This is a genomic window from Methylobacillus flagellatus KT, from assembly GCF_000013705.1.
Classification (GTDB): domain Bacteria; phylum Pseudomonadota; class Gammaproteobacteria; order Burkholderiales; family Methylophilaceae; genus Methylobacillus; species Methylobacillus flagellatus.
Genome location: NC_007947.1, coordinates 2,613,589 through 2,637,183 on the forward strand (window position 1 = coordinate 2,613,589; position 23,595 = coordinate 2,637,183).

At 55.1% G+C, this 23,595-nt stretch carries 20 protein-coding genes; 6 read left to right on the top strand and 14 right to left on the bottom strand.

What is annotated here, in order from left to right; all coding sequences use genetic code 11:
* Positions 1 to 46: 46 nt before the first annotated feature.
* Together MFLA_RS12450 and MFLA_RS12455 are read left to right on the top strand one after the other, a co-directional pair.
* Positions 47 to 3,907: a beta strand repeat-containing protein gene (locus MFLA_RS12450; protein WP_011480657.1), complete on the top strand. Its 3,861-nt coding sequence runs from the start codon at positions 47 to 49 to the stop codon at positions 3,905 to 3,907.
* Entirely contained in the window at positions 3,907 to 5,625 is a 1,719-nt protein-coding gene (locus MFLA_RS12455) for a peptidase domain-containing ABC transporter (RefSeq protein ID WP_011480658.1), read from the top strand. The genes MFLA_RS12450 and MFLA_RS12455 overlap by 1 nt, the downstream gene beginning before the upstream one ends.
* 318 nt (positions 5,626 to 5,943) lie before the next feature.
* Here the strand turns inward: MFLA_RS12455 and chrA are convergent, their stop codons facing one another.
* From chrA to MFLA_RS12485, 7 genes are all read right to left on the bottom strand, one after another.
* Complete coding sequence (chrA, locus tag MFLA_RS12460) at positions 5,944 to 7,158, bottom strand: chromate efflux transporter (RefSeq protein WP_011480659.1); 1,215 nt, start codon at positions 7,156 to 7,158, stop codon at positions 5,944 to 5,946.
* A gap of 303 nt (positions 7,159 to 7,461) precedes the next feature.
* A complete protein-coding gene (locus MFLA_RS12465; RefSeq protein ID WP_011480660.1) occupies positions 7,462 to 7,650 on the bottom strand; it encodes a YqaE/Pmp3 family membrane protein in 189 nt (62 codons plus the stop codon).
* 41 nt (positions 7,651 to 7,691) lie between these two features.
* Entirely contained in the window at positions 7,692 to 8,942 is a 1,251-nt protein-coding gene (gene lysA, locus MFLA_RS12470) for a diaminopimelate decarboxylase (protein WP_048811744.1), read from the bottom strand.
* Positions 8,943 to 8,949: 7 nt separating this feature from the next.
* Positions 8,950 to 9,078: an LPS translocon maturation chaperone LptM gene (gene lptM, locus MFLA_RS14715; RefSeq protein ID WP_195742010.1), complete on the bottom strand. Its 129-nt coding sequence runs from the start codon at positions 9,076 to 9,078 to the stop codon at positions 8,950 to 8,952.
* 59 nt (positions 9,079 to 9,137) lie between these two features.
* Complete coding sequence (gene mtgA / locus MFLA_RS12475) at positions 9,138 to 9,827, bottom strand: monofunctional biosynthetic peptidoglycan transglycosylase (RefSeq protein ID WP_011480662.1); 690 nt, start codon at positions 9,825 to 9,827, stop codon at positions 9,138 to 9,140.
* Positions 9,824 to 10,636 (bottom strand): shikimate dehydrogenase, encoded by an 813-nt coding sequence (gene aroE / locus MFLA_RS12480; protein WP_011480663.1) that lies wholly within the window; start codon positions 10,634 to 10,636, stop codon positions 9,824 to 9,826. Before aroE ends, mtgA begins: the two co-directional genes overlap by 4 nt.
* An 8-nt stretch (positions 10,637 to 10,644) precedes the next feature.
* Complete coding sequence (locus MFLA_RS12485; protein WP_048811745.1) at positions 10,645 to 11,100, bottom strand: rhodanese-like domain-containing protein; 456 nt, start codon at positions 11,098 to 11,100, stop codon at positions 10,645 to 10,647.
* A gap of 250 nt (positions 11,101 to 11,350) precedes the next feature.
* Here MFLA_RS12485 and glnA point away from each other — a divergent pair, with 250 nt between their 5' ends.
* The 4 genes from glnA (at position 11,351) to ntrC (ending at position 16,101) form a co-directional block, all read left to right on the top strand.
* Complete coding sequence (gene glnA, locus MFLA_RS12490; protein WP_011480665.1) at positions 11,351 to 12,760, top strand: type I glutamate--ammonia ligase; 1,410 nt, start codon at positions 11,351 to 11,353, stop codon at positions 12,758 to 12,760.
* A 104-nt stretch (positions 12,761 to 12,864) separates the two neighbouring features.
* Positions 12,865 to 13,347: a DUF4124 domain-containing protein gene (locus MFLA_RS12495; protein WP_011480666.1), complete on the top strand. Its 483-nt coding sequence runs from the start codon at positions 12,865 to 12,867 to the stop codon at positions 13,345 to 13,347.
* Between the two features lie 212 nt (positions 13,348 to 13,559).
* On the top strand, positions 13,560 to 14,657 hold the full coding sequence (gene glnL / locus MFLA_RS12500) for a nitrogen regulation protein NR(II) (protein ID WP_011480667.1): 1,098 nt from the start codon (positions 13,560 to 13,562) through the stop codon (positions 14,655 to 14,657).
* A gap of 55 nt (positions 14,658 to 14,712) precedes the next feature.
* Positions 14,713 to 16,101, top strand: coding sequence for a nitrogen regulation protein NR(I) (gene ntrC, locus MFLA_RS12505; RefSeq protein WP_011480668.1), 1,389 nt, complete (start codon positions 14,713 to 14,715; stop codon positions 16,099 to 16,101).
* A gap of 145 nt (positions 16,102 to 16,246) precedes the next feature.
* Here ntrC and MFLA_RS12510 read toward each other — a convergent pair whose 3' ends face one another.
* The 7 genes from MFLA_RS12510 to pilQ all read right to left on the bottom strand — a co-directional run bounded on the left by MFLA_RS12510 (position 16,247) and on the right by pilQ (position 23,587).
* Complete coding sequence (locus MFLA_RS12510; protein WP_011480669.1) at positions 16,247 to 16,594, bottom strand: HepT-like ribonuclease domain-containing protein; 348 nt, start codon at positions 16,592 to 16,594, stop codon at positions 16,247 to 16,249.
* Positions 16,591 to 16,881: a nucleotidyltransferase family protein gene (locus tag MFLA_RS12515; RefSeq protein WP_011480670.1), complete on the bottom strand. Its 291-nt coding sequence runs from the start codon at positions 16,879 to 16,881 to the stop codon at positions 16,591 to 16,593. Before MFLA_RS12515 ends, MFLA_RS12510 begins: the two co-directional genes overlap by 4 nt.
* A gap of 260 nt (positions 16,882 to 17,141) precedes the next feature.
* On the bottom strand, positions 17,142 to 18,347 hold the full coding sequence (locus tag MFLA_RS12520; RefSeq protein WP_011480671.1) for a porin: 1,206 nt from the start codon (positions 18,345 to 18,347) through the stop codon (positions 17,142 to 17,144).
* 253 nt (positions 18,348 to 18,600) lie between these two features.
* Entirely contained in the window at positions 18,601 to 19,719 is a 1,119-nt protein-coding gene (locus MFLA_RS12525) for a deoxyguanosinetriphosphate triphosphohydrolase (protein ID WP_011480672.1), read from the bottom strand.
* Positions 19,716 to 20,795, bottom strand: a complete 1,080-nt coding sequence (gene aroB / locus MFLA_RS12530) for a 3-dehydroquinate synthase (RefSeq protein ID WP_048811994.1) — start codon at positions 20,793 to 20,795, stop codon at positions 19,716 to 19,718. Before aroB ends, MFLA_RS12525 begins: the two co-directional genes overlap by 4 nt.
* Positions 20,796 to 20,797: 2 nt before the next feature.
* Positions 20,798 to 21,310: a shikimate kinase AroK gene (gene aroK / locus MFLA_RS12535; protein ID WP_011480674.1), complete on the bottom strand. Its 513-nt coding sequence runs from the start codon at positions 21,308 to 21,310 to the stop codon at positions 20,798 to 20,800.
* A gap of 105 nt (positions 21,311 to 21,415) precedes the next feature.
* Positions 21,416 to 23,587, bottom strand: a complete 2,172-nt coding sequence (gene pilQ / locus MFLA_RS12540) for a type IV pilus secretin PilQ (protein WP_011480675.1) — start codon at positions 23,585 to 23,587, stop codon at positions 21,416 to 21,418.
* Positions 23,588 to 23,595 lie beyond the last annotated feature (8 nt).

The window sequence follows — 23,595 nt, forward strand, 5'->3', positions numbered from 1 at the left end:
TGCCCGGCACCGCCGGGCAGCCAATTGAACAAAGGAGTACCATACCATGGCAATTACCCAACCTGCAGTCACCGAACAGCGTAATGGCCCAAGCGCCAAGCAGAACCATGTGACCAACGTCACGCGCGCAGAAGCCGATGCAAACGGCGTCATCCGCCTGACGGAAAGCCATGGTGCGCTCAAATCCGTCGATGTCGCCGACGTCGACCTGGTGTTGGGATTCGCCGACGGCACCTACGTCATCATCCCCAATGGGGCCCTGGATGCCCTGGAGCCTGACGCCCCCACGGTAGAATTCGACGGCGACAAATACAACACCAGCCTGTCCGAACTGTTCAAGCTGGTCGGCACCGTCGATGCCGCCGACGCCGGCAACCTGCGCATCATCAGTGAAAACATCGATACCCGCCTGACCGAGCTGCAGCCAGACGAGATCGACTACACCTCGCTGTTCATGGCGCTCAACAACCATGCCTCAGCCCCCGCAGCACCAGCTGCACCTTTGCCGCAGGCACCCACCCTGCCTACCGCTTCACAGGTACAACGAGGCAGCATCAACGGCCGCGGCAACAACAGTGGTGAAATGATAGAAGCCATTATTCCGCCACGTGTAGACCAGCCGTCGACTTACCGGTTGGGAAATCGGGTGGAAACCGCGGACAACCTGAACATCGGTTTACCTGTTATCAATGGAAACCTGTATAACTCCTCAAGTTTTAAAGTCGCCGGCGATATCACCCAAACTGGCCTGCCAACAGGTGCACGTGACTCATCCCAACCAGAAGACTCTACCTTTAACTCCACAGCACGTAATGCTGCCAGCCAGGCACACAATGAGCTGATTACCGGAACCAGCGGTGACGATACCATTCAATGGAATACGGCCGGCTTTTCATCCAGTGACCAGACATGGAGCAAAACCTTCCATCTCAGCACAAATGGATTAGACAATATCGATACGGTTAGGCTGACATCATCCGATACATTGCCTCCCAACTTCAGTATTACTGGTCCCGGAGTGACATCTGTCACCAGTAATGGCGTCACCACATGGTTCATTAATCCGACATCCCTCAATGCTGACGGCTCTATTGACTTGATTATCACATACGATGTTGGAGGCACGCTGGCAGTGCCCGATTTCACCATCAATGCCTATATCAAAGGCTCCTCTGGTCCGTTTACTTTTGAAGTCGGTAAAGACTTCTACTTTCGCTACATTGATGCAACCACCGCAGATGATTTTATTGCTACCAAGAATGGTGAAGCCATTATGGTGCTTCCATCCAATGGTATCGGCTATAAAATTGATGGTGGTGATGGCAATGACATCATCAGTGCCGGCGCGGGAAACGATACACTGATTGGTGGCCATGGAAACAACCAATTGGATGGCGGGCTGGGTAACAATACTGCCAGTTATGAAAACATGACGATTGGACAGGATGTCACTGCCTCTTTGATATCCAACACTGGCACTGTCAGTGGCGGCATTGCATCCGATACCTATGCCAACATCCAGAACCTTACAGGCGGAGCCGGTAATGACTTTCTCACAGGCAATATCGTCGCCAACCGCCTGATTGGCGGTGCTGGCAACGACACATTGGTAGGAGGAGGCGGCGCCGATACATTGGATGGCGGAGACGGAGTAGATACAGCCAGTTTTGTCGACTTGGCTGCGGTGAATGTCGTGCTGGATGCCAACGGCAATGGCACAGGAGAAACAGCTAGTGGCAATGTAACACTGCTCAGCATTGAAAATCTGGTTGGTACAGACCATGATGACACCTTTCAGGTCTCTGTACTACCCAGCGAAGTAGGTGGAGTAAAAAGTGGTGTCATTCAAGGTGGCGCCGGTACAGATTCCCTAGTCTATAATGTAGCCGGCAACTTAAACGTGGATTTGCAGACTGGCACTGTCAACGGCATCACCGACATTCTCGATAGCATTGAAAACATCACCACAGGCAGCGGTAACGACATCATTGTCGCGACCAATGGCGTTAACAAAATCGATGGCGGCGCTGGCAATAACACGGTGGACTTTATTCATGCCACGACTGGCGTTTCGGTAAATATTATCGACCCCACTGTCGAGACCCTGATCAGCGGCGGCAGCGGTGCCGACATATTGCGCAATATCCAGAACATTAATGGCTCCGCCGCTGGCAACGACACGATTACCGTCGGGAATTTCGATAGCACCATCAATGCGCGCAATGGAAACAACCTGATAAAAGCAGGTACAAATACCGGAAGCAGTACCTACAACATCGCAGCCGGTTCAGGCAATGACACTATTGAAGCATTAGGTAGCGGCAACAACGTTATTGATGCTGGCAATGGTAATAACAATATCAAAGCTGGCAATGGCAACAACACCATTACCACCGGCAACGGTAATGACACGATTGTTTCCGGCACCGGCTTGAGCAATATCATGGCAGGCGATGGCACAAACACCATCACCATCGGCAATGCCAATAGCACCGTAACAGGTGGCACCGGCAGCGACACCGTTACCTATAATCTATCTACAAGTGTTTATGCCAACATCGACACCGGCTTTGCTGGCTCCAGCCTTGGCACGGCCCAGGCAAATCGCCTGGTGGATATCGACCACCTGACAGGCGGGTCTGGCAATGACACGCTGATCGGCAACGATGGTAACAATATCCTGCGCGGCGGCGCAGGCAATGACTCCATCTTTGGCGGGGGCGGCAACGATACCATCTACGGCGGCGCTGGTGCCGACACAATTGACGGTGGCACAGGCAACAATACAGCCGTCTATACCTCTTCAGTGCTGGTTTCACTGACAGATGGACTCTTACGCACCACAAATACAAACGGCGACGTCCTGGGTTCAGGCACGATCGTGAATGGCGGCATTGCAGGACGCGCTACCGGCGGATCAACTGCCAGTGATGAAGCATTTGGCGACGTATTGACCAACATACAAAACCTCACTGTAGAAGGTTCGGGCTCCAGCTATCTTATTGGTAATTCGCAAGCCAACCGCCTGACGGGCGGCAGCGGCAATGACACTTTAGAAGGCATTGGCGGCGGTGATACCCTAGACGGTGGCAGTGGCAGCGGCACCGATACCGCAACCTACGTTCATGCCAGTGCTGGCGTGAAGGCAAGCCTTGGAGCCACAGGACTGGATTCAAAGGCAGCAGCGGCACTTGCAGCGGCAGGCGGCATTTCTGCCAATACAGGCACTATCAACGGGCTTGCATCCGATACCCTCATCAGCATAGAGAACCTGACCGGTACGCAATATAACGACGTATTGGTGGCACGCAACGGTGGCAGCACGCTACGGGGCGGCAATGGTAACGACACATTGATTGGCGGCACTGGTAATGATTACCTGGACGGGGGGGATGGTAACGACGTGATTTACGCCACCCAGGGAAGGGACACGGTTGTTGCCGGTGCCGGTAACGATACCATTCACGCTTCTGTTGATGAGTCAGCTAGTGGCTCCGCATATAATAACCGTTTCACCAGTATTGATGGTGGCTCAGGTGAAGAAGATACATTGGTATTAACCGGCTTCGTTCCTGATGCCAACTATTCACTCTCTACCCTGCGTACAGGCAGCGGTGCTGGTGGCGGTAGAGTCAGCAATATCGATATCATCGATATCCGTGATGGCACCAATACCAATCTTGCAGTGGATGCCGCAACAGTGAATGGCATCAAGACTGGTAACAATGCAACTACGGGCTCAGTATTGACAATACGTGCAGATAACGGTGATGACATTACGATATCCGACCCTGCCGCAAACTGGACAAGCCAAGCAACCGCTAACGGCATGGACTATTTCATTTACAGCAGCAGTGATCATTCAGCAGCCAATTTGATCGCTACTGTGCACTGGCAAACTGCTTAATGACCAGTCAAAAACGGGAGTTCTCTCCCATTTCAGGGTTGTGGAATCTACTTCGCACCCAATGGCTTGAAGTCGGCCTCGCCAGCCTGCTCATCAACAGCGGCCAGATCCTGCTGCCGCTGTTTTCCATGCTGGTGTACGACAAGATTGTCAGCAACGGCGTGTTCGAGACGTTATGGGCGCTGGTGATCGGCATGCTGATCTTCATCGCGCTGGACGTGGGCATGCGCGTGACCCGCAACTGGACGGTGGAACGGGTTGCGGCGGATATGGCCCGCAAGACGGATGAAGGGCTGTGGCACAAGCTACTCGCGGACCGCGACATGCCGGCGGGCGGCGTCGCGACGTTCCTGGCGCATTACCGCGACCTGACCAATACACTCAATTTTGTTTCCTCCACTTATTTACTCGCGATTGCCGACCTGCCGTTCTACCTGCTCTATATGCTGGTGATCGGCTTCATTGCCTGGCCGATCATGATCCTGGTCGGCGTGCTGACCTTGGTTTACGCCGGCATCGGTTATCTCGTGCAACGCCAGACATTGCGCCTCAACCGTGATGCCGAGCAGACCTCCACCCAGCGCATGGCCTATATCGGCGAAGTCTTGCAAGGGATGGAGGTGGTGCGCACCGTTCCGGGCGTCACAGGCTTGCTGCAGGGCTGGCGCACGCAATCCGAAAAGGTCAGCGACCTGGAAGCGGCGCGCAGGCTTTCCGCCAGCCATAGCAACACGCTTTCCGCCGGCATGATGACGTTCACTACCGTCGCCGTATTGACACTTGGCGCCTACCTGATCGAGGCGCGCATGCTGTCCGTGGGCGGCCTCATCGCCTGCTCATTGCTGGCTGCGCGCGCCATGATGCTGGTCACGTCGCTGTACTTGGTGTTGGGCAAATGGGAAGACTTCGCCCGCTCGGCGAAACGCATGGATGAGCTGCTGGAATCCGGCAAAGCCGCGCATGGTATCAGCCACGATATCGAACAATCCGCTCCACATGCTTCATTCAATGTCAGCAAGCCGGAAGCCAAAGGCGACATCACCCTGCGGCGTCTCACCAAACGCTATCCCGATCGGCCCGCCGCACTGGACAATGTCAGCCTGACCATTGCAGCAGGAGAGAAAATCGGCCTGCTGGGCCGCCCCGGCGCTGGCAAGAGCACCCTGCTCAAACTGATTGCCGGGCTCAGCATTGCAGATGAAGGCGAAATACTGATTGACGGCTACGAGCTGCACGCGATATCTCCTGAGGACCGCGCCCGCTGGCTCGCCTACAAACCGCAGGAGCCGGTGCTGTTCGCAGGCACGCTGGAGGCCAACCTGCTGTTGGCTGGCAGCAAGCCGCGCAGCGAACGCATGGAACTTGCGCTGTGGGCCTCCGGCCTGGAGGAAGAACTCAAGCAAGGCCGCCTCACCCTCACCATGGCCATCGCCGATCGCGGCAGCAACCTCTCCGGTGGACAACGCCAAAAGGTCGCGCTGGCGCGCGCATTCGCGCAACCCAGCACCATCCTCCTGCTTGATGAACCCAGTCTCGGCCTAGACCCCGAAGGCGAACAGCTGCTCGCCCAACGCCTGCCGCAAGTCGTCGGCAATGGCAACCTGATCATGATCAGCCACAGCGCCGCCATGATGACTGCCGTACAACGCATCATCGCGCTGGATGGCGGCAAGGTTGTGGCTGATGGGCCGAAAGAGAAACTGTTGCGGCCAGCGTGAGCAAAACCTATATTCATGTTATTGCAATGTGGCAGCCACATTCCGTCAATAAATGCCATTAGCCAGCGCGTTCCTGCACTCTCGTTACCCTATATCGTAACGCTGCATTAATCGCGTCCCACTTAACAATACATCAATGAAGCATTTGGCTTGACGATCCCTCTGTCCAAACGTATTGCCATCCTAGCCTAGCCTGATGATCCTCATGAATGCATTGGTCCCATGGTATGGCAAATTTTCAGAGGCATGACTTTTCGAATAATAGTTCTTACTGTGAAATTACTAGACTTGGTCGACCGTAGCGCGGGCCAATGGCATTTAGATAGTGATGCCAGCTACCCCTGCTAACAGCACCACGAGCGCTGGCGGCGCACGTCCAATGGTCAGCAGGCCGAACAAGAGCAGCGCCAGCGCAAAATCCGCCTTGCAGTGAATAGCACTCGTCCAAACTGGGTCGTATAGTGCAGATCCTAAAATACCAACTACACCGGCGTTGACACCGGCCATGGCAGCCTGGATGCTTTCACGACGGTGTAATCCTTCCCAAAATGGCAGTACGCCGATTAGTATGAGGAAAGCCGGGAAAAAAATAGTGCTTAACAACGCCAAACCGCCAACCCAGCCATGTAACGGCCCTTGCGCGATGACACCCAGATAGGCGGAGAATGTAAACAGTGGCCCAGGCACGGCCTGGGCCGCGCCGTAACCGGCCAGAAAGTCGGCATTACTGACCATTCCACTGGGCACCACTGTGGCTTGCAACAGTGGCAACACGACGTGTCCACCGCCAAAGACCAGCGCACCCGAGCGGTACACCCCTTCCAGCAATGTGATCGTGGTGGACGAACCCGTACCCGTAGCTGCCCCCCATAAGGGCAGCCCGACAAGCGGTACCGCAAACAGCATTAGCGCAGCCATGCCAAGCTTACGCGAAACCGGGTAGCAATGAGCCTGGCCACCGCCTGGCGGCGTGATCTTTAACCCCCACCAACCCAGCAATCCCGTCATCGCGATGGCGGCAACCTGTCCCATCGCTGAAGAAAACACCATCGTAAGCAGCGCTGCCAGAATGGCCAGTACAGCACGCGGCCAATCAGGACATAGCGACTTGGCCATGCCACATACTGCCTGTGCCACGATGGCCACCGCGACAATCTTCAGTCCATGAATCCAACCGGATTGGGACAACTCCTGGTACTCAGCAATACTGAAGGCAAACAGGGTCAGCGCAATTGCTGATGGCAGGGTAAACCCTACCCACGCCGCCAGCAGGCCAAGCCAACCCGCACGGCCCAGTCCCAGCGCCATCCCCACTTGGCTGCTGGCTGGTCCGGGCAGGAACTGGCACAAAGCGACGAGATCAGAGTAGCTACGATCATCCACCCAGCGGCGGCGCTCTACAAACTCGGTGCGGAAATAGCCAAGGTGGGCGATGGGACCGCCGAAGGCAGTCAGCCCCAGCTTGAGAAAGGCAACAAAGACTTCTGCGACCGATCCATCAGGACTGGATATTTTCACAGTTTCGTCCTGCATAGTTATGTGGCATCAGACATAGGCGCATTGCCCCTCGATAGCTTTCGCATGCGTCCGCCAGAGCTTAGGCTTACTGGCTTTGGGCTATGATCGTGTATAGCTTTCTCACGGGAAGGCCCTCATGCCCCTGGCACGAATGGAGATCGACATTGTATTGGGGGATATTCTCCACCCTTTCATTTTTAGGGACCATCTCACTGCATCTCTTGGCAGGGACGAGCACCATCCATCCTGGATCAAGATAAATTAAAGCCAAAAGCCAGCAATCGCTGGCTTTTCTTTCATGCAAAATTACTCGTGGAATTACTTCTGCAAGGCTTTGCTGATTTTCTGATCGGTCTTGTATTCACTCAAGGCATACACGGACCAAATCGCGGCTGGCAACCAGCCGATCACGGTAATCTGCAGAATCAGGCAAATGATGCCTGCAATTGGCCGACCGATCGTGAAGAACTGCAGCCAGGGCAGGAAAATGGCAAGAATCAGGCGCATTTCAATCTCCTCTTTAACTCTATCAAACTTGCGTTAGCAGTTTAGCCCAGAATCTTTTCGAGGGCGAACAGTTGTGCTACGGTTTCACGCTCGCGGATCAGGTGTGTCTTGTCGCCATCCACCATGACTTCAGCGGCACGGGGGCGCGTATTGTAGTTGGAGCTCATGCTCATGCCATAGGCGCCGGCGGACAACACCGCGAGCAGGTCGCCTTGTTGCAAGGCTAACTTGCGGTCATGACCGAGAAAATCACCGCTTTCGCAAACCGGGCCGACGATCTCGTATACCTGGGCGGAGGATGGGTCCGTTGCTGGCACGACAGCTGCAATCTCATGATAGGCATCGTAGAGCGCCGGGCGCATGAGGTCGTTCATGGCGGCATCCACAATGGCAAAGTTCTTGGCTTCGGTATGCTTGAGATATTCCACCTTGGTAATCAACGCGCCGGCATTCCCCACCAGCGCACGCCCAGGTTCGAACACCAGCTTGACCTTGCGGTCACCCAGCTTTTGCAGCATGGCGGCCGCATATGCAGCAAAATCAGGCGGCGTCTCATCGGCATAACAGATGCCGATACCTCCGCCGAGATCGATATGCGCTACCCTGATACCTTCAGCTTCCAACTGATCCACCAGGGCCAATACACGGTCGAACGCATCCATGAATGGGGAAAGCTCGGTCAATTGCGAACCGATGTGGCAATCCACGCCATGCACGGCGATATTCGGCAAGCTGGCTGCATGCTGGTACAGGTTGAAGGCATCCTCATACGCGACCCCGAACTTGTTGTTCTTGAGCCCAGTGGAAATATAGGGGTGCGTCTTGGCATCCACATTGGGGTTGACACGCAAGGACACGGGCGCCGTCTTGCCCAGGCGGCCAGCAACGTCATTGAGCCGGTCCAACTCGCTGGCGGATTCCACGTTGAAGCAGAAAATACCAGCATTTAACGCAGTTTCCATCTCCGTCTCGGTCTTGCCCACCCCGGAAAACACCACCTTGGCAGGATCTCCACCTGCAGCCAGTACTCGCGCCAGCTCTCCGCCTGACACAATGTCAAACCCGGCGCCCAGGCGGGCAAACAGGTTGAGCACCGCCAGGCTGGGGTTGGATTTCACCGCAAAGCAAACCAGGTGATCCTGGCCATCGAAACCCGCTGCAAAACGCGTATATGCGGACTCCAGTGCTGCGCGGGAATAAACGTAGGTGGGTGTGCCGAACTCATCGGCAATCCGGGTCAGGGGGACATTTTCGGCATGCAGGATGCCATTCTTCAACTGAAATGGATTCACGGACAGCTCATCGGGAAGGTTGTTGTTGCGGCTGGAGTTCCTGCGGGTACTGCTGTTCCGGGATGTAAAGGTTGCCCTTGGTGCCACAGGCAGCCAAGGTCAGGCTTGCAATCAGGATCAGGAAACAGAAGCGCATAGGGTTTTAATGCAAAAATCGCATTCTAGCACAAGGCCGTAGCAGCCCAGGCAATACCGTCACGGCACTTCTGCATAACGCATGCGCGCCTCGATAATGCGTGCCTTTCGGATCAAGCCGCGCGCCTCGCGATGTTTGTCATAGTAGCGCGGGTTAGGGATCATCGCCGCCAATCTGGCAGCCTGAGCGACATTCAGGCTACTCGCACTGGTCCTGTAGTAATGTCGCGCGGCAGCCTCGGCACCGAACACGCCATTGCCCCATTCGATCACGTTGAGGTAAATCTCGAAAATCCTGCGTTTGCTCATCATCCGTTCCAGCATCCAGGTAATCACGGCCTCCTCCAACTTGCGCCAGGGCGTGCGCTTGGTGGAGAGAAACAGGTTCTTGGCAAGCTGCTGGCTGATGGTCGAGCCACCAGCGACAATCTTGCCTTGCTTCCAGTTCTTTTCATAGGCCTTCTGGATGCCGTCCCAATCAAACCCTTCGTGGCCGACGAACTTGGCGTCCTCGGCTGCAATCACCGCCCGCTTGAGATGGATGGAAATCCGCTGGTACTCGACCCATTGATGCTTGAGCGCAGCATCAGGGTTATCCTGCTGCAACGCAGACAGACTGGCACGCATGAACGCGCTGCTCGAAGGATTGTGCTCCACCCACCAGAGGATATGCATGAAGATCCAGAACTGGTACAACACCACGAGCACCAGCGCCAGCAACAAGCCGCGCCAGAACAATTGCTTGATCATGCGGCCCGCAATGCGGCCATCACAGGCGCAGTATCAGGCCGCACCCTGCGCCAGATATAAAAGGCTTCCGCTGCCTGCTCCACCAGCATGCCCAACCCATCGGCAATTCTGCTGGCGCCTTCCTCACGCGCATACCGCATAAAGGGCGTCTCGCGCCCGTACATCATGTCATATGCCAAGGCATCGGCTGCAAACAATCCGGATGGCAAGGGCAGCCGCTCGTTGTGCAAGCCGCTGGAAGTAGCATTGATCACGACATCGAACTCTTGGTCGGCCAGGGCATCGAAACCGCGCGCGTCCAATGAAGTTTGACCCGGCCTCACACGTGCCGCCATCGCCTCTGCCTTGTCCACGGTGCGGTTGGCAATGCAGAGTGACAAGGGAGACGCTTCCAACAGGGGGGCCAATACTCCCTCCGCAGCGCCTCCTGCCCCCAGTAGCAGCACACGCTTGCCTGCCAGGGTGAATGCCAGGTTCTGCAGGATATCGCGCACCAGCCCGACGCCATCCGTATTGTCGCCATGAATGGCGCCGTCCGTGAAAGTCAGTGTGTTCACCGCACCAGCATCACGTGCCCGTGGTGTCAGCTCCGTCGCCAGGGAATAAGCCTCAAATTTGAAAGGCACGGTGACATTAACCCCTCGATAGCCTTTTTCCTGCAAATCGGTCACGATGGCAACGAATCCATCCAGGGGAGCCTGCACCTTGCCATATTCAAGCTGCTGCCCCGTCTGCTGCGCAAAAGCCGCATGAATCAAAGGCGACTTGCTGTGCTCCACCGGGTGGCCGATGACGGCGTAACGATCCATGACTATCCTCAGGCGTTGGTCCAGGGCAATCCGGCGGCTTTCCAGCCATTGATCCTGCCACGCTGCTTGGTATCGGGAGTGGGATCGCCTTCGAATCCCTCCAGTACGTTGTAGGCTTCGGCATACCCGGCCTGGGCAGCCACGACGGCTGCATTGTGAGAGCGGCCGCCAGAACGGCACAGAAACATCACCAGCGCCTCGCGATCAACCTGCTTGTCCAACTGAGCCAGAAAATCGGGATTGGGGACCATGCCGGGATAAAATGCCCACTCGATGTGCGTCGCATGGGGCACACGCCCCACCAGCTCAAGCTCCGCTTTGGTGCGTACATCCACCAGTTTCGCCGCTGGCGCCAGCTCCAGCACCTGCTGCGCCTCCTGCGGCGTCAATGCACCTGCATAAGGAAGCCCCTGCTGCTCAGCACGCTGCTTGGCATTCTGCAAAATGGCACTCAATGTTTCCATCGCGTTCTCCTTTCCTCTCAGAACTGCGGAGTATAGCGTTAAATTTTGCCACAATTCCATGAGCACCAATATGGTGCACAAAACCTCTTGCTCGCAATATAGTGGTGCATCACATAGCGTTTCTCTTTTGGATCCTTATATGTGAGAATGGGAATTTACGTAAATTCCGTGGCACAGTTCCTGCTTCACTTCAGTGTCAAGCATGCGTGCTTAATCAACTTCTTAATCCAAAAAGAGCTAGGAGAATCAAATGGCGGTGGCCGATGTATTGAAACTCGTGAAGGAAAACGACATCAAATTTGTCGATTTTCGCTTTACTGACACCAAGGGCAAGGAACAGCACGTAACCGTGCCAATTTCTGCATTCGACGAAGACAAATTTACCGAAGGCCATGCTTTCGACGGGTCTTCCATTGCAGGCTGGAAAGGTATCCAGGCATCCGACATGCTCCTGATTCCGGACCCGAACACAGCCAACATCGACCCGTTCATGGATGAACCCACCCTGTTCCTGACCTGTGACGTTGTGGATCCTACCGACGGCAAGGGATATGATCGTTGCCCACGCAGCATTGCCAAGCGTGCTGAAGCCTACTTAAAGTCCAGCGGCATCGGTGACGCAGCCTTCTTCGGTCCCGAACCAGAGTTCTTCATTTTCGACTCCATCAACTGGTCCGTGGACATGAGCGGCAGCTCGGTCAAGATCAACTCCGAAGAAGCCGCATGGGCCTCCAACGAGAAGTTTGAAGGCGGCAACACCGGCCACCGCCCCGGCGTCAAGGGCGGCTACTTCCCTGTGCCCCCGATCGACTCCCTGCACGACATTCGTTCCGCCATGGTTGTGGCGCTGGAAGAACTAGGCGTGCCCGTCGAAGTTCACCACCATGAAGTAGCAACCGCTGGCCAATGTGAAATCGGCACCAAGTTCAGCACCCTGGTTCAACGCGCCGACTGGACACAGATTCTCAAATATGTCGTCCTGAATACTGCTCACGCATACGGCAAGACAGCCACCTTCATGCCCAAGCCCATCTCTGGCGACAATGGTTCCGGCATGCACGTGCACCAATCCGTATGGAAGGACGGCAAGAACCTGTTTGCAGGCAACGGCTACGCCGGCCTGAGTGAGTTTGCCCTTTACTACATCGGTGGCATCATCAAGCACGCACGTGCGCTGAACGCCATCACCAACCCGGGCACCAACTCCTACAAGCGCCTGGTTCCCGGCTTTGAGGCCCCTGTGAAGCTGGCCTATTCCGCGAAAAACCGTTCCGCCTCCATCCGTGTCCCATTCGTGCAATCCGACAAGGCACGCCGCATTGAGGCACGCTTCCCCGATCCAACCGCCAACCCATACCTGGCATTCAGCGCATTGCTGATGGCAGGCCTGGACGGCGTGCAGAACAAGATCCATCCTGGCGAACCTGCTACCAAGGATCTCTACCACCTGCCACCAGAAGAAGATGCAGCGATCCCAACCGTTGCCTCCTCTCTGGAGCAAGCGCTGGAAGCCCTGGACAAGGATCGCGAGTTCCTGACCCGCGGCGGCGTGTTCTCCGATGACTGGATCAGCGCTTATATCGATCTGAAGATGGAAGAGGTAACCAAGCTACGCCAGACTCCACACCCGATCGAGTTCAGCATGTACTACAGCGTTTAAGCGGCGCAACCACCAGAAAAAGCGGGGTAACCCGCTTTTTTTGTATCTGGAATCCATCCCGTCAGCAATTGCCTGTCCCAGACTTCTGCTCTACACTGAATCTCATGAAAAGAATCAGCCTATTCCTTCTGGCCTGGCCCATGTATGCAGTCATGCATGGCAGCGCCCATGCCGAAATCTACAAAAGCGTGGACGAACATGGGCATGTCACCTACTCCAATGTCCCCAGCAAGGGAGCCATCAAACTGGATATAGATCCGCCGCCCCCGGCTCCCCCGCCCAAACCCAAGCCCCAGGCCACGCCTAGCGATTTTCCGCGCATCGACACCCAAACCCAGAAAAAGCGCGATGAACAGCGCAAGCAAATCCTGCTTGAAGAGCTGGAGGCTGAACGCGCAGCCCTGGAAGAAGCAAAAAAAGCCTATGCCGAAGGCGAATCCAAGCCTGAGGTTTACCGGGGCGCCAACGGAAAAACCTATCGCAACGTCGCAAAATTCGAGGAAAAAATGAAGCGCTTGCAAGCCGAAGTGGATGCGCACGAGCGCAATGTACAGCTCTTGGAAAAAGAATTGGAAGCATTCAAATAACTACTGCCCATACCGGCGTCATGTCCACGCCAGGCCCACTATGCACAGCGAAAGCATGAGGAGAAAGCCTTGGTCGCCCCCAATGCACAGCAAATAGCGCTATACCCCACCCGCGCTTGCAAGCGCGGGGCTGACGCGAGCCGGGACGCCTGTAGCATAGCCTGCCTGCATAACGCCACGGGGCCTGGCCTGGCTTTTGCTTAATAGAAGCCATGGAACATAAAATCCCCCCCTCATTCGCAGGTTTAGAGCATTTATCGACCGCGATTATCCTACTCAATAATCAGCGTCACGTTGTCTATGCCAACCCCGGCGCCGAGGTGCTATTCGCCATCAGTGCCAAACAGATCGCAGGCCTGCCGGTGTCTCAGGTATTTCCTGGCTGCGACATCCTCGACTCCGCCATGGAACACGCCATCAAGTACCACAGCCCGTTCCGCGAGCACGAGTTCCCTATCACCACGCTGCGACAGCAATCTTTCGCCGTTACCTGCACTGTGACGCCGGTAGAGCTGGACCCAGCGTGCCTGGTACTCGAATTCCAGCATATGGACCAGCAGCTGCGCATTGCGCGTGAAGAACGCATGCTCATCCAACAGCAAGCCAACGCCGAACTCCTGCGCAACCTGGCCCATGAAATCCGCAATCCGCTAGGCGGGCTACGCGGTGCGGCGCAACTGCTGGAACACGAGCTGCCGCAAGTCAGCCTGCGCGAATACACCCAGGTCATCATCAAGGAGGCCGACCGGCTGCAATTGCTGATGGACCGGCTGCTGGTGCCGCACCGCGTCCCGAAATACGAGCCGACCAACATCCACGAAGTATTGGAACGTGTGCGCAGCCTGCTGCTGGCTGAGTCCCCCCGCGGCATCCAGATCCGCAGGGATTACGACACCAGCCTGCCCGAGCTGATCGGCGACCGCGAGAAACTCATCCAAGCGGTCCTGAACATCGCGCGCAATGCCGTGCAGGCCATGCTGAACAACCCTGGCGAGCAAGCACCGGAAATCATCTTACGTACGCGTGCGGCCCGTCAGGTCACACTGGCAAAAAAACGCTACCGGGTTGCCATCAAGCTGCAGATCATCGACAACGGCCCCGGAATTCCGCCCGACATCCGCGAGCGCATTTTCTACCCGCTGGTGTCAGGCCGGGAGGGCGGAACAGGCCTGGGCCTGACGCTGGCCCAGACCTTCATCACCCAGCATCACGGCATGATCGAATGCGAAAGCGAACCGGGCCGTACCACTTTCACCATATTGCTGCCAATAGAAAGCACGGCAATGAAGTCTTACATCGCAAGACAATAAACCACAGCAGAGCAAATACTTTCAATACAAAACAAAGACTGTACAGGTAACCATCATGAAACCGATCTGGATCATAGACGACGACAAATCCATACGCTGGGTATTCGAAAAGGCGCTAGCCCGTACAGACATGGATTTCAAGACTTTCGCATCGGTACCCGAGGCACTGAATGCCCTTACCCGGGAAGAGCCACAAGTCATTGTCAGCGACATTCGCATGCCTAATGGTTCTGGCCTGGATTTCCTGCATGAGGTGAAGCAACGCCATCCAGACATTCCTGTCATCATCATGACCGCTTATTCCGACCTGGAAAGTGCCGTTGCTGCATTCCAAGGCGGGGCTTTTGAATATCTGGCCAAGCCTTTCGATGTTGACCAGGCGATTGAAATCATCCGCCGTGCAGTGGATGAAAGCATGCGCCAGGCAACTGAAGTAGTGATACAAGAGGAAACACCAGAGATCATCGGCCAAGCTCCTGCCATGCAGGAAGTGTTTCGCGCGATTGGTCGTCTGAGCCGCTCGCACTCCACAGTATTGATCAATGGCGAATCCGGCACCGGCAAGGAGTTGGTGGCAAGCGCACTGCACCGTCACAGCCCCCGTTTCGACAAGCCGTTCATTGCCATCAATACCGCAGCCATCCCCAAGGATTTGCTCGAGTCTGAACTATTCGGCCATGAACGCGGCGCATTTACCGGGGCGCAAGCCGCCAGGCGCGGACGCTTCGAGCAGGCGGACGGCGGCACCTTGTTCCTCGACGAAATCGGCGACATGCCTTCTGACCTGCAAACGCGCTTGTTGCGGGTGCTATGCGATGGACAGTTCTACCGCGTAGGGGGCCACCAGCCGGTCAAGGTCAATGTGCGCATCATTGCCGCCACCCACCAGGACCTGGAAGAAAGGGTCAAGCTCGGGCTGTTCCGCGAGGACTTGTTCCACCGCCTCAACGTCATCCGCCTACGCCTGCCGCCGTTGCGCGAACGCCGCGAAGACATCCCCTTGCTGGTCAAGCATTTCCTGCAGCATAGCGCCCGCGAACTGGGCGTCGAAGCCAAGCAGCCATCCACCGCAGCCTTGCGTTATCTCGGCACGCTGAGCTGGAGCGGCAACGTGCGCCAACTGGAAAACGTATGCCACTGGCTCACCGTCATGGCCCCCGGCCAAAACATCGACATCGCCGACCTGCCGCCTGAACTCAAGGAAGATGCCGCCAAACCCGCCAGCGCCACCTCATGGCAGAACGCCCTCGCATCGGAAGTCACGGATGCCCTTAACCGTGGCGAACACGATATCCTCGATAGCCGCACTCAGCAATTCGAGCGCATCCTGATCACCAAGGCACTGCAACATACCGGCGGACGCCGGATCGAAGCAGCAACGCAACTCGGCATGGGACGCAATACCCTCACCCGGAAAATCCAGGAACTAGGGATAGACGAGTAACAGTCTATTATTAATTCACAATCTTTAATGCCGGGCAAAGACCCGGCATTTTTATTTACTGTTATCTAGTTAAAAAGACAATAAAAAACGGCACTCTAAGTTACCGTTTTTACAATTCAAACTTAATTAAGCAAACTAGAAATTTTCAGATTCCCCTAAGCAACCCAATTTGCCTCACCAAATCTGGAATATTACGTTGAACCGTTTGCCACACGACATTCAGGTCAATATCAAAGTAACCATGAGCAATCCGGTTACGCATACCACGCATATTTCTCCAAGGAACTTCGGGATGCTGTTCAACAAACTCGGCATTACTATCCATCACCTTCGCCGCCGCCTCACCAATAATCACAAAACTCATGATGACAGCTTGTTGGGTTCGCTTATCTGCCAGAAAATCGTGCTTATCCAATCCATCAACAAAATTACCGGCATCCACTGCCGCCTGATAGATGTGCTCAAGATAATCCGACAAGCGGCTCTCATTCATACCGATTGTGCTTCCGCAAGCACCTTATCCCGAAATTTAGCCGGGATGTCTGCCGGAGTTAGAAGATCAACCTGAATGCCAAGCAAGGCTTCTAAATCCTCTTGCAAACCTCCCAAATCAAACAACGTCGTATCAGGCAATGCATCAACCAGCAAATCAAGATCACTAGCATCTACATCTCTACCATGCAATACAGAACCGAATATCCTAGGATTCCGCGCACGACTAGTTTCGACCATTTTACGAATGGCTGCACGGTTTTTATTCAATACCTCAGAAGGCTTCATCTGAATTCATCCTCTGCGCTAAATGGATACATCCTTAATATTATGACAATAAAAATCTATCATCACTTAAATCCTCATCAACACCCGCCCGCTCCAACCTATATTAATCTGCAATTCTATTTAATAGACAAGATATATTACTAGTTACGAAGGCAATATCAAGATACAAATACACGCCGATCGCAGATAATAAAAAACGGCACCTGAAGAGTGCCGTTTTTCTGACGATTGCTTTCTAAGCTAAATCTTGCGATTTAATCCTAGAAGAACAGGATCGCGCCCAAGCTAACAGTCTTAGCCTTACCGTCAAGACCGCCAACTACGTTGTTTTCGATCTTTTGTTGAGCATATTCTGCAACCAGGTTCAGGCTCTTGGTCAGAGGGTGGTAAGCACCAACGATCCAAGACTTGTTCTCGATGTCATAAGCGTTAGTACGCTCTTCAGACTTGCTGACACCGTAGGAAACACCCAGCTTGGTACCAACTGTAGGCAACTTATAAGTAGCTTGAACATAGCCACCCTTGTCATCAGACTTGTTGCCACCCAAGAACTGCAAACCACCTAACTGGCCACCAGTCTGCATGTCCAGACCTTTACCATCATAGTAGTAACCAACCAAGCCGAAATCAGCTACGTTGATCTTACCACCCAGGTCATAACCGCGGGAACGATAATCACCTGTTTTAGTGTTATTGTGCTTTTGAGTAATGTAACCAGCCCAAACTTTACCGGAAACATCACCAGTCCACTCGTAACTTACCTTACCATCAAAACCAAGTTCTGTTTTGTCATCAGCAAGAGCAGTACCAGCAGCTACGCCATCATTACGCAGACCTTCACGAGCAGCTACAGCAAAGCTGAAACCGTTCCAGTTAGGGGATGCATATTGAATTTGACCGATCCAGTCAGCGTAAACATAACCGGAACCGATACGGCCCAGTGTAGAGTTACCAGGACGACCAGCACCAACACCAACGCCCAACAGGGTCATGTCGGAGAGGATAGCATCAGAACCGAACAGACCGAGGTCACGACCAGCCTTGATAGTACCCCAGGAAGCATCACCAAAAGTCATGTAAGCTTGACGAATGTTGATGGAGTTACCATCACCAGCACGGCTTTGCCAATTACCATTTGCACCTTGAGCGGTACCAGTAGTACCAAAACCACTGTCAGCATTCGCACCAACAAAGAATGTGAACTGGAATGCAATATCCAGATCGTTCTGACGAGTCTTACCACCGATACCGATAGCGGAAGGCAACAGACCTGTAGAAACTTGGTTCTTTCTAGCGTTATTAGCAAAAGCTTCGCCAGAGTAACGAGTGTTTGTGTAGTAAGTATTGACGTTACCACCGATATCAATCGTCCAGTCACCTGCTGGAATGATGATACCTGCGTTTGCAGCGGAAGCGCCGAAAGCCAATACTGCGCCAGCAACTGCCAGGCCTAGTTTCTTGTTCATGTATATCTCCTAATGCGTTTTAGTTAGCTCCCGTGCGGTTTTTACCACCGCTTCGAGAGTATTTCGCCTACTTCTTGTGAAAGAAGTTATGGGCAGTATGCCAAAGGCGATTCAGAGGCTGCAAGCAATCTTGTAGTTTTTTCATGCTGAGCTGGGGATTGTGTTGCAATTACGCAACACATTAATGCTATAGCCAATATTTTCCGGGAAAACTTCTTCTCTGCTAATCAGTTAGAAAAGAATGCTAAAGCTTTTATTCAGAAATGGAGAACAGCCGCTGATGCTCACGGATGGCATAACGGTCCGTCATGCCCGCAATGTAGTCCGCAATCACCCGCGGCTGTGCATCGCCGTCTGCAACCCGGTATTCATCAGGCAGCAGGGTGGGGTCTGACAGAAAGGCGTTGAATAATTCCGCAATGATGCGCCTGGCCTTGGACGTCATGCGATTGACGCGGTAATGCCGGTAGAGGTTGGCCCTTAGGAAGCGCTTCAACTCAAGCTGCTGCTCGTCGATGGCCGGGCTGAAGCCGATCAACGGCGGAAGCGCCCGGATGTCGTCCAGTGTCCTGGGGGCATGGTCTGCGATGTTCCTGCGGCTTTGTTCGCATAAATCCGTCACGAGGATATGAATCATGCGCCGGACGGTTTCGTGGATCAGGCGGCGGCCGGCCAACGCAGGGTATTGCCGCTGCACCAGGGAAAACTGCTCGGCAAACAGCCGCACCTCGGCAAGCTGTTGCATCGTGATCAGGCCGGAGCGCAAGCCGTCGTCGACATCATGGTTGTTATAGGCGATCTCGTCGGCCAGGTTCGCCACTTGCGCTTCCAGCGAAGGCTGCTGCTTGTTGATGAAGCGCTCCCCTAATTCGCCTAACAGCCTTGCGTTGGGCAGGGAGCAATGCTTGAGAATGCCTTCGCGCACCTCGAACGTCAGGTTAAGGCCGTCGAATTCGGCATAGCGCAATTCCAGATGGTCCACGACGCGCAGGGATTGCAGGTTATGCTCAAACCCGCCGTATTCGCGCATGCACTCATTGAGCTGGTCCTGCCCGGCATGGCCGAACGGCGTGTGCCCCAGGTCATGCGCAAGCGCCACCGCCTCGATCAGGTCTTCGTGCAGGTTGAGGTTGCGTGCAATGGCGCGGCCTATCTGCGCCACTTCCAGGCTGTGCGTCAGCCGGGTGCGGAACAGGTCGCCTTCATGGTTGATGAATACCTGGGTTTTGTATTCCAGCCGGCGGAAAGCGCCGGAGTGAATGATGCGGTCCCGGTCGCGCTGGAAATGGTTGCGGGTCGCCGGCGCCGGCTCCTCATGGACCCGCCCTTTGGTCAAGGCCGGGTCGGCGGCATAGGGCGCCAGCGCTATCATGCGGCGATGGCCAGGGTTTCTTTCAACAGAGCGGCATCATAGTCGCTGGTCACCAGAGATTTGCCTATGCCTTGCTGCAGGACCAGGCGTATCTGACCATCGACGACTTTCTTGTCCAGCCCCATGAGGCCGAGATAGCGTTCCACGCCCAGTGCCGGCGCCTCTATTGGCAGCCTTGCTGCCTTGAAGATAGCCTTGATGCGGCTGATCTCGGCATCCGTCAGCCAACCGAGGCGGCGCGACAGGTCAGCCGCGAGCATGGTGCCTGCCGCCACGGCTTCGCCGTGCAGCCAGACGCCATAACCCATGGCATTCTCGATGGCATGGCCGAAAGTGTGGCCCAGGTTGAGCAAGGCACGTTCGCCCGACTCGCGCTCGTCAGCGGCCACGACTTCTGCCTTGTTCTCACAGGATCTGTAAATGGCATAGCTCATGGCTTCGGTATCCAGCGCCAGCAGTTTTTGCATGTTGGCTTCCTGCCAGACGAAAAATGCCTCGTCACGAATCAGGCCGTATTTGATCACTTCCGCCAGGCCGGCAGAGAGTTCACGTTCCGGCAGGGTGGACAAGGTGTCGATATCCGCCAGTACGACTTGTGGCTGGTAGAAGGCCCCGATCATGTTCTTGCCGAGCGGATGGTTGATACCGGTCTTGCCGCCCACGGAAGAGTCCACCTGGGATAGCAGCGTCGTCGGCACCTGGATGAACGGCACACCCCGCAGGTAGGTTGCCGCTGCGTAACCAGCCAGGTCGCCAATTACGCCACCGCCGAGTGCAATGATGGTGGTGCTGCGCTCGCAGCGGTTTTCCAGCAGGGCATCGTAGATGAGGTTGAGGGTAGCGGCATTCTTGTAGGCCTCGCCATCGGGCAGCACGATGGGAATGACATTGACGCCAGCATCACGCAATGGCTGTGCCAGCTTTTCCAGATACAACGGCGCTACGGTGGTGTTGGTGACGATTGCCACCTGCTTGCGCTTGAGGTGCTGCAGGATCAGTTCCGGCTGGGTCAGCAGGCCGCGTCCGATATGGATAGGGTAAGAGCGTTCTCCCAGCTCTACATGTAGTGTTTGCATGGTCATAAGGATAAAAGTTTCTGTTCGATCTGGTGCACGATGGCATTTACCGGCTGTCCGCCGGTATCCACGATAATGGACGCCACTTCACGGTACAAGGGATCACGCTGGGCGAACAAGTGTTCCAGCCTCTGGCGCGGGTTGTCGTTTTGCAGCAACGGGCGGTGCTTGTCGTTGCGGGTGCGGTGCCAGAGCTCATTCACATTGGCACGCAGGTAGATCACTGTACCATTTTCCATGAGGTGCTTGCGGTTCTCGGGCAATAAAACCGCTCCGCCCCCTGTGGCGAGGACAATGTCCTGCATGTGGCTGAGCTCCTCTATCACTGCGGCCTCGCGCTTACGGAAGCCGTCCTCTTTTTCCAGCTCGAAAATGACAGGAATGCTGACACCTGTTCGGCGTTCGATTTCATGATCGCTATCGTAAAAGGCCTTGTTGAGGTGTTTGGCAATAATACGGCCTATGGTGGTCTTGCCTGCCCCCATCAACCCGACGAAGAAAATATTTGCTGCCATAAAAAAATGCCCGCCATATGCAAGCGAGCATTTTAAGGGAATCTGGTTGAACTGTCAGATATGGCAGTAATGGTCGAGCGAGTGGCTATTGCTGCAATTTCCTCATCAGCGCAGCGACAGACTCTCGTCCATCACCTTTGGCGTGATGAAGATCAGCAGCTCGGTCTTGTCACTTTGCTTGACACGTCTTTTAAAGACATTGCCAAGAAAAGGCAAGTCGCCAAAGAACGGCACCTTGTCCACATCGTTACGCTCGGTCTGCTCGTAGATGCCGCCAAGCACGGCAGTTTCACCGTTTGCTACCAGCACCTGGGTCTGTACGCGCTGGGTATCGATGGAAGGCACATTGTTGAACACGACCCCGACTTTATCCTTTTTGACTTCAAGATCCATGATGATCTTTTCGTCTGGTGTAATCTGCGGCGTGACCTCCAGGCTCAGGGAAGCATTCTTGAACTGCACCGCGGTCGCGCCGCTGCTGGTGGCCTGCTGGAAAGGAATCTGCGTACCCTGCTCGATGATGGCTTTCTGCTGGTTGGCAGTGGTAACGCGCGGGCTGGACACAATCTTGCCGCGCTGGTCCGTTTCAAGCGCAGACAGTTCGAGATTGAGCAGGAAGCCCGCTGGCAGGCGGAACAGGCTGAAGGCGAAATTGCCGAAGGCATTGGCGACAGGGAGATTGACGTTCAAGTCCTGTGCGCCGTCGGGGCTGACACCCACACCAACCGTGCCGGGAATGGAGGTAGTCGCCAAGGTAGAGGAGCCGACACGATTGGCAATTGTTTCGGTAATGACGCCCGTGGTGGGATCTACCGTCCGCTGGGTGATGGTGTTACCCAGGGTACCACTGGAGCCGTAACGCGTATCCCCGCTGGCCTGCTGTTTCTGCACACCGAAGCGCGCACCCAGGCTACGACCGAACTTCTCATCTGCAATGACCAGGCGCGATTCGATCATGACCTGCTTCACCGGGATGTCGATCTTGTTGATGATGCTCTGAACCTCTTCCAGATGCTTGGCCGTATCCTGCACGAATACCGTATTGGTGCGCGCGTCCACCACGGCGCTGCCACGCTTGGACAGAATCTTCTGCTTGCTGTCGCTGATGATATTCTTGAAGTTCTCGGCCTTCTGGTAACGCAGGGTGAACACTTCCGTCCGCATGGGCTCCAGTTCCTCGATCTGCTGACTGGCCTCGAGCAACAGCTTCTCCTTGGCAGCCACTTCATCAGAAGGCGCGACCCAGATCACGTTGCCGGTCTTGCGCTGGGTCAGCCCCTTGCTGGACATGATGATGTCCAGCGCCTGATCCCAGGGCACATCCTTGAGACGCAGGGTCAGATTGCCCGTCACGGTATCGCTGGTGACGATATTGAGGCCAGTGAAGTCCGCAATCACCTGCAGCACCGAGCGCACATCGATGTTCTGGAAGTTCAGCGAGAGCTTTTCTCCCGCATAACCGGGCTTGGATCCCTGTACCAGCTTGTTCGGGTCTTCCACGACGGGACGGATGTCGATAATGAAGCGCTTGTCGGCCTGATAGGCTGATTGCTCCCACAAGCCCTTGGGCTCGATGATCAGGCGGGTGTTCTTTCCCTGCTTGATGGCATCGACATACAAAACTGGGGTATTGAAATTGATGACATTGAGCCGACGTTGCAGATTCTGCGGCAGCTCGGTATTGAGAAAATCCACGACCACGGTCTTTCCCTGCTGACGGATGTCAATTCCGGCAGATGCATCGGACAAATCGACAATGATCCTGCCCTCGCCATTCTTGCCGCGCATGAAATCGATGTTGTTCACGCTGTGGAATTTCTCACCAGCCTTGGCTTCGGCGAATCTGGACACGGTATCGTTGCTGGCAGTATTGGTTTCCGAAGGCTGCAGGATGATGGTGGTTTCCTTACCCTGTGTCGTGGTGTTATAAGCCACCATCTTGGCAAGGTTCAGCACGAGCCGGGTACGATCTCCGGCCTGGGCAAGGTTCACGCCTTTCAGCACCCCCTGCCCTGTCTGCAAACTGTTCTTGCCCAGACCATTGCCGACGGCAGGAAAATCCAGCGCAATGCGCGAAGGGTTATTGAGAGTGAATCCGGCGGGAGGATTGGGCAAGGGCATGGTCGTCTGCACCTGTACTGCGATTCTTCCTCCCGACAGGGCGACGAAATCGATTTTCTCGATCTTGTTGGCAAACTCATCCTGCTCTCCGGCTGCCTGTGCCAGCGGCATCAGCATCAGAAACACCAGCCCAGCAGCCCATTTCATTATGTTCATGCGTTCAC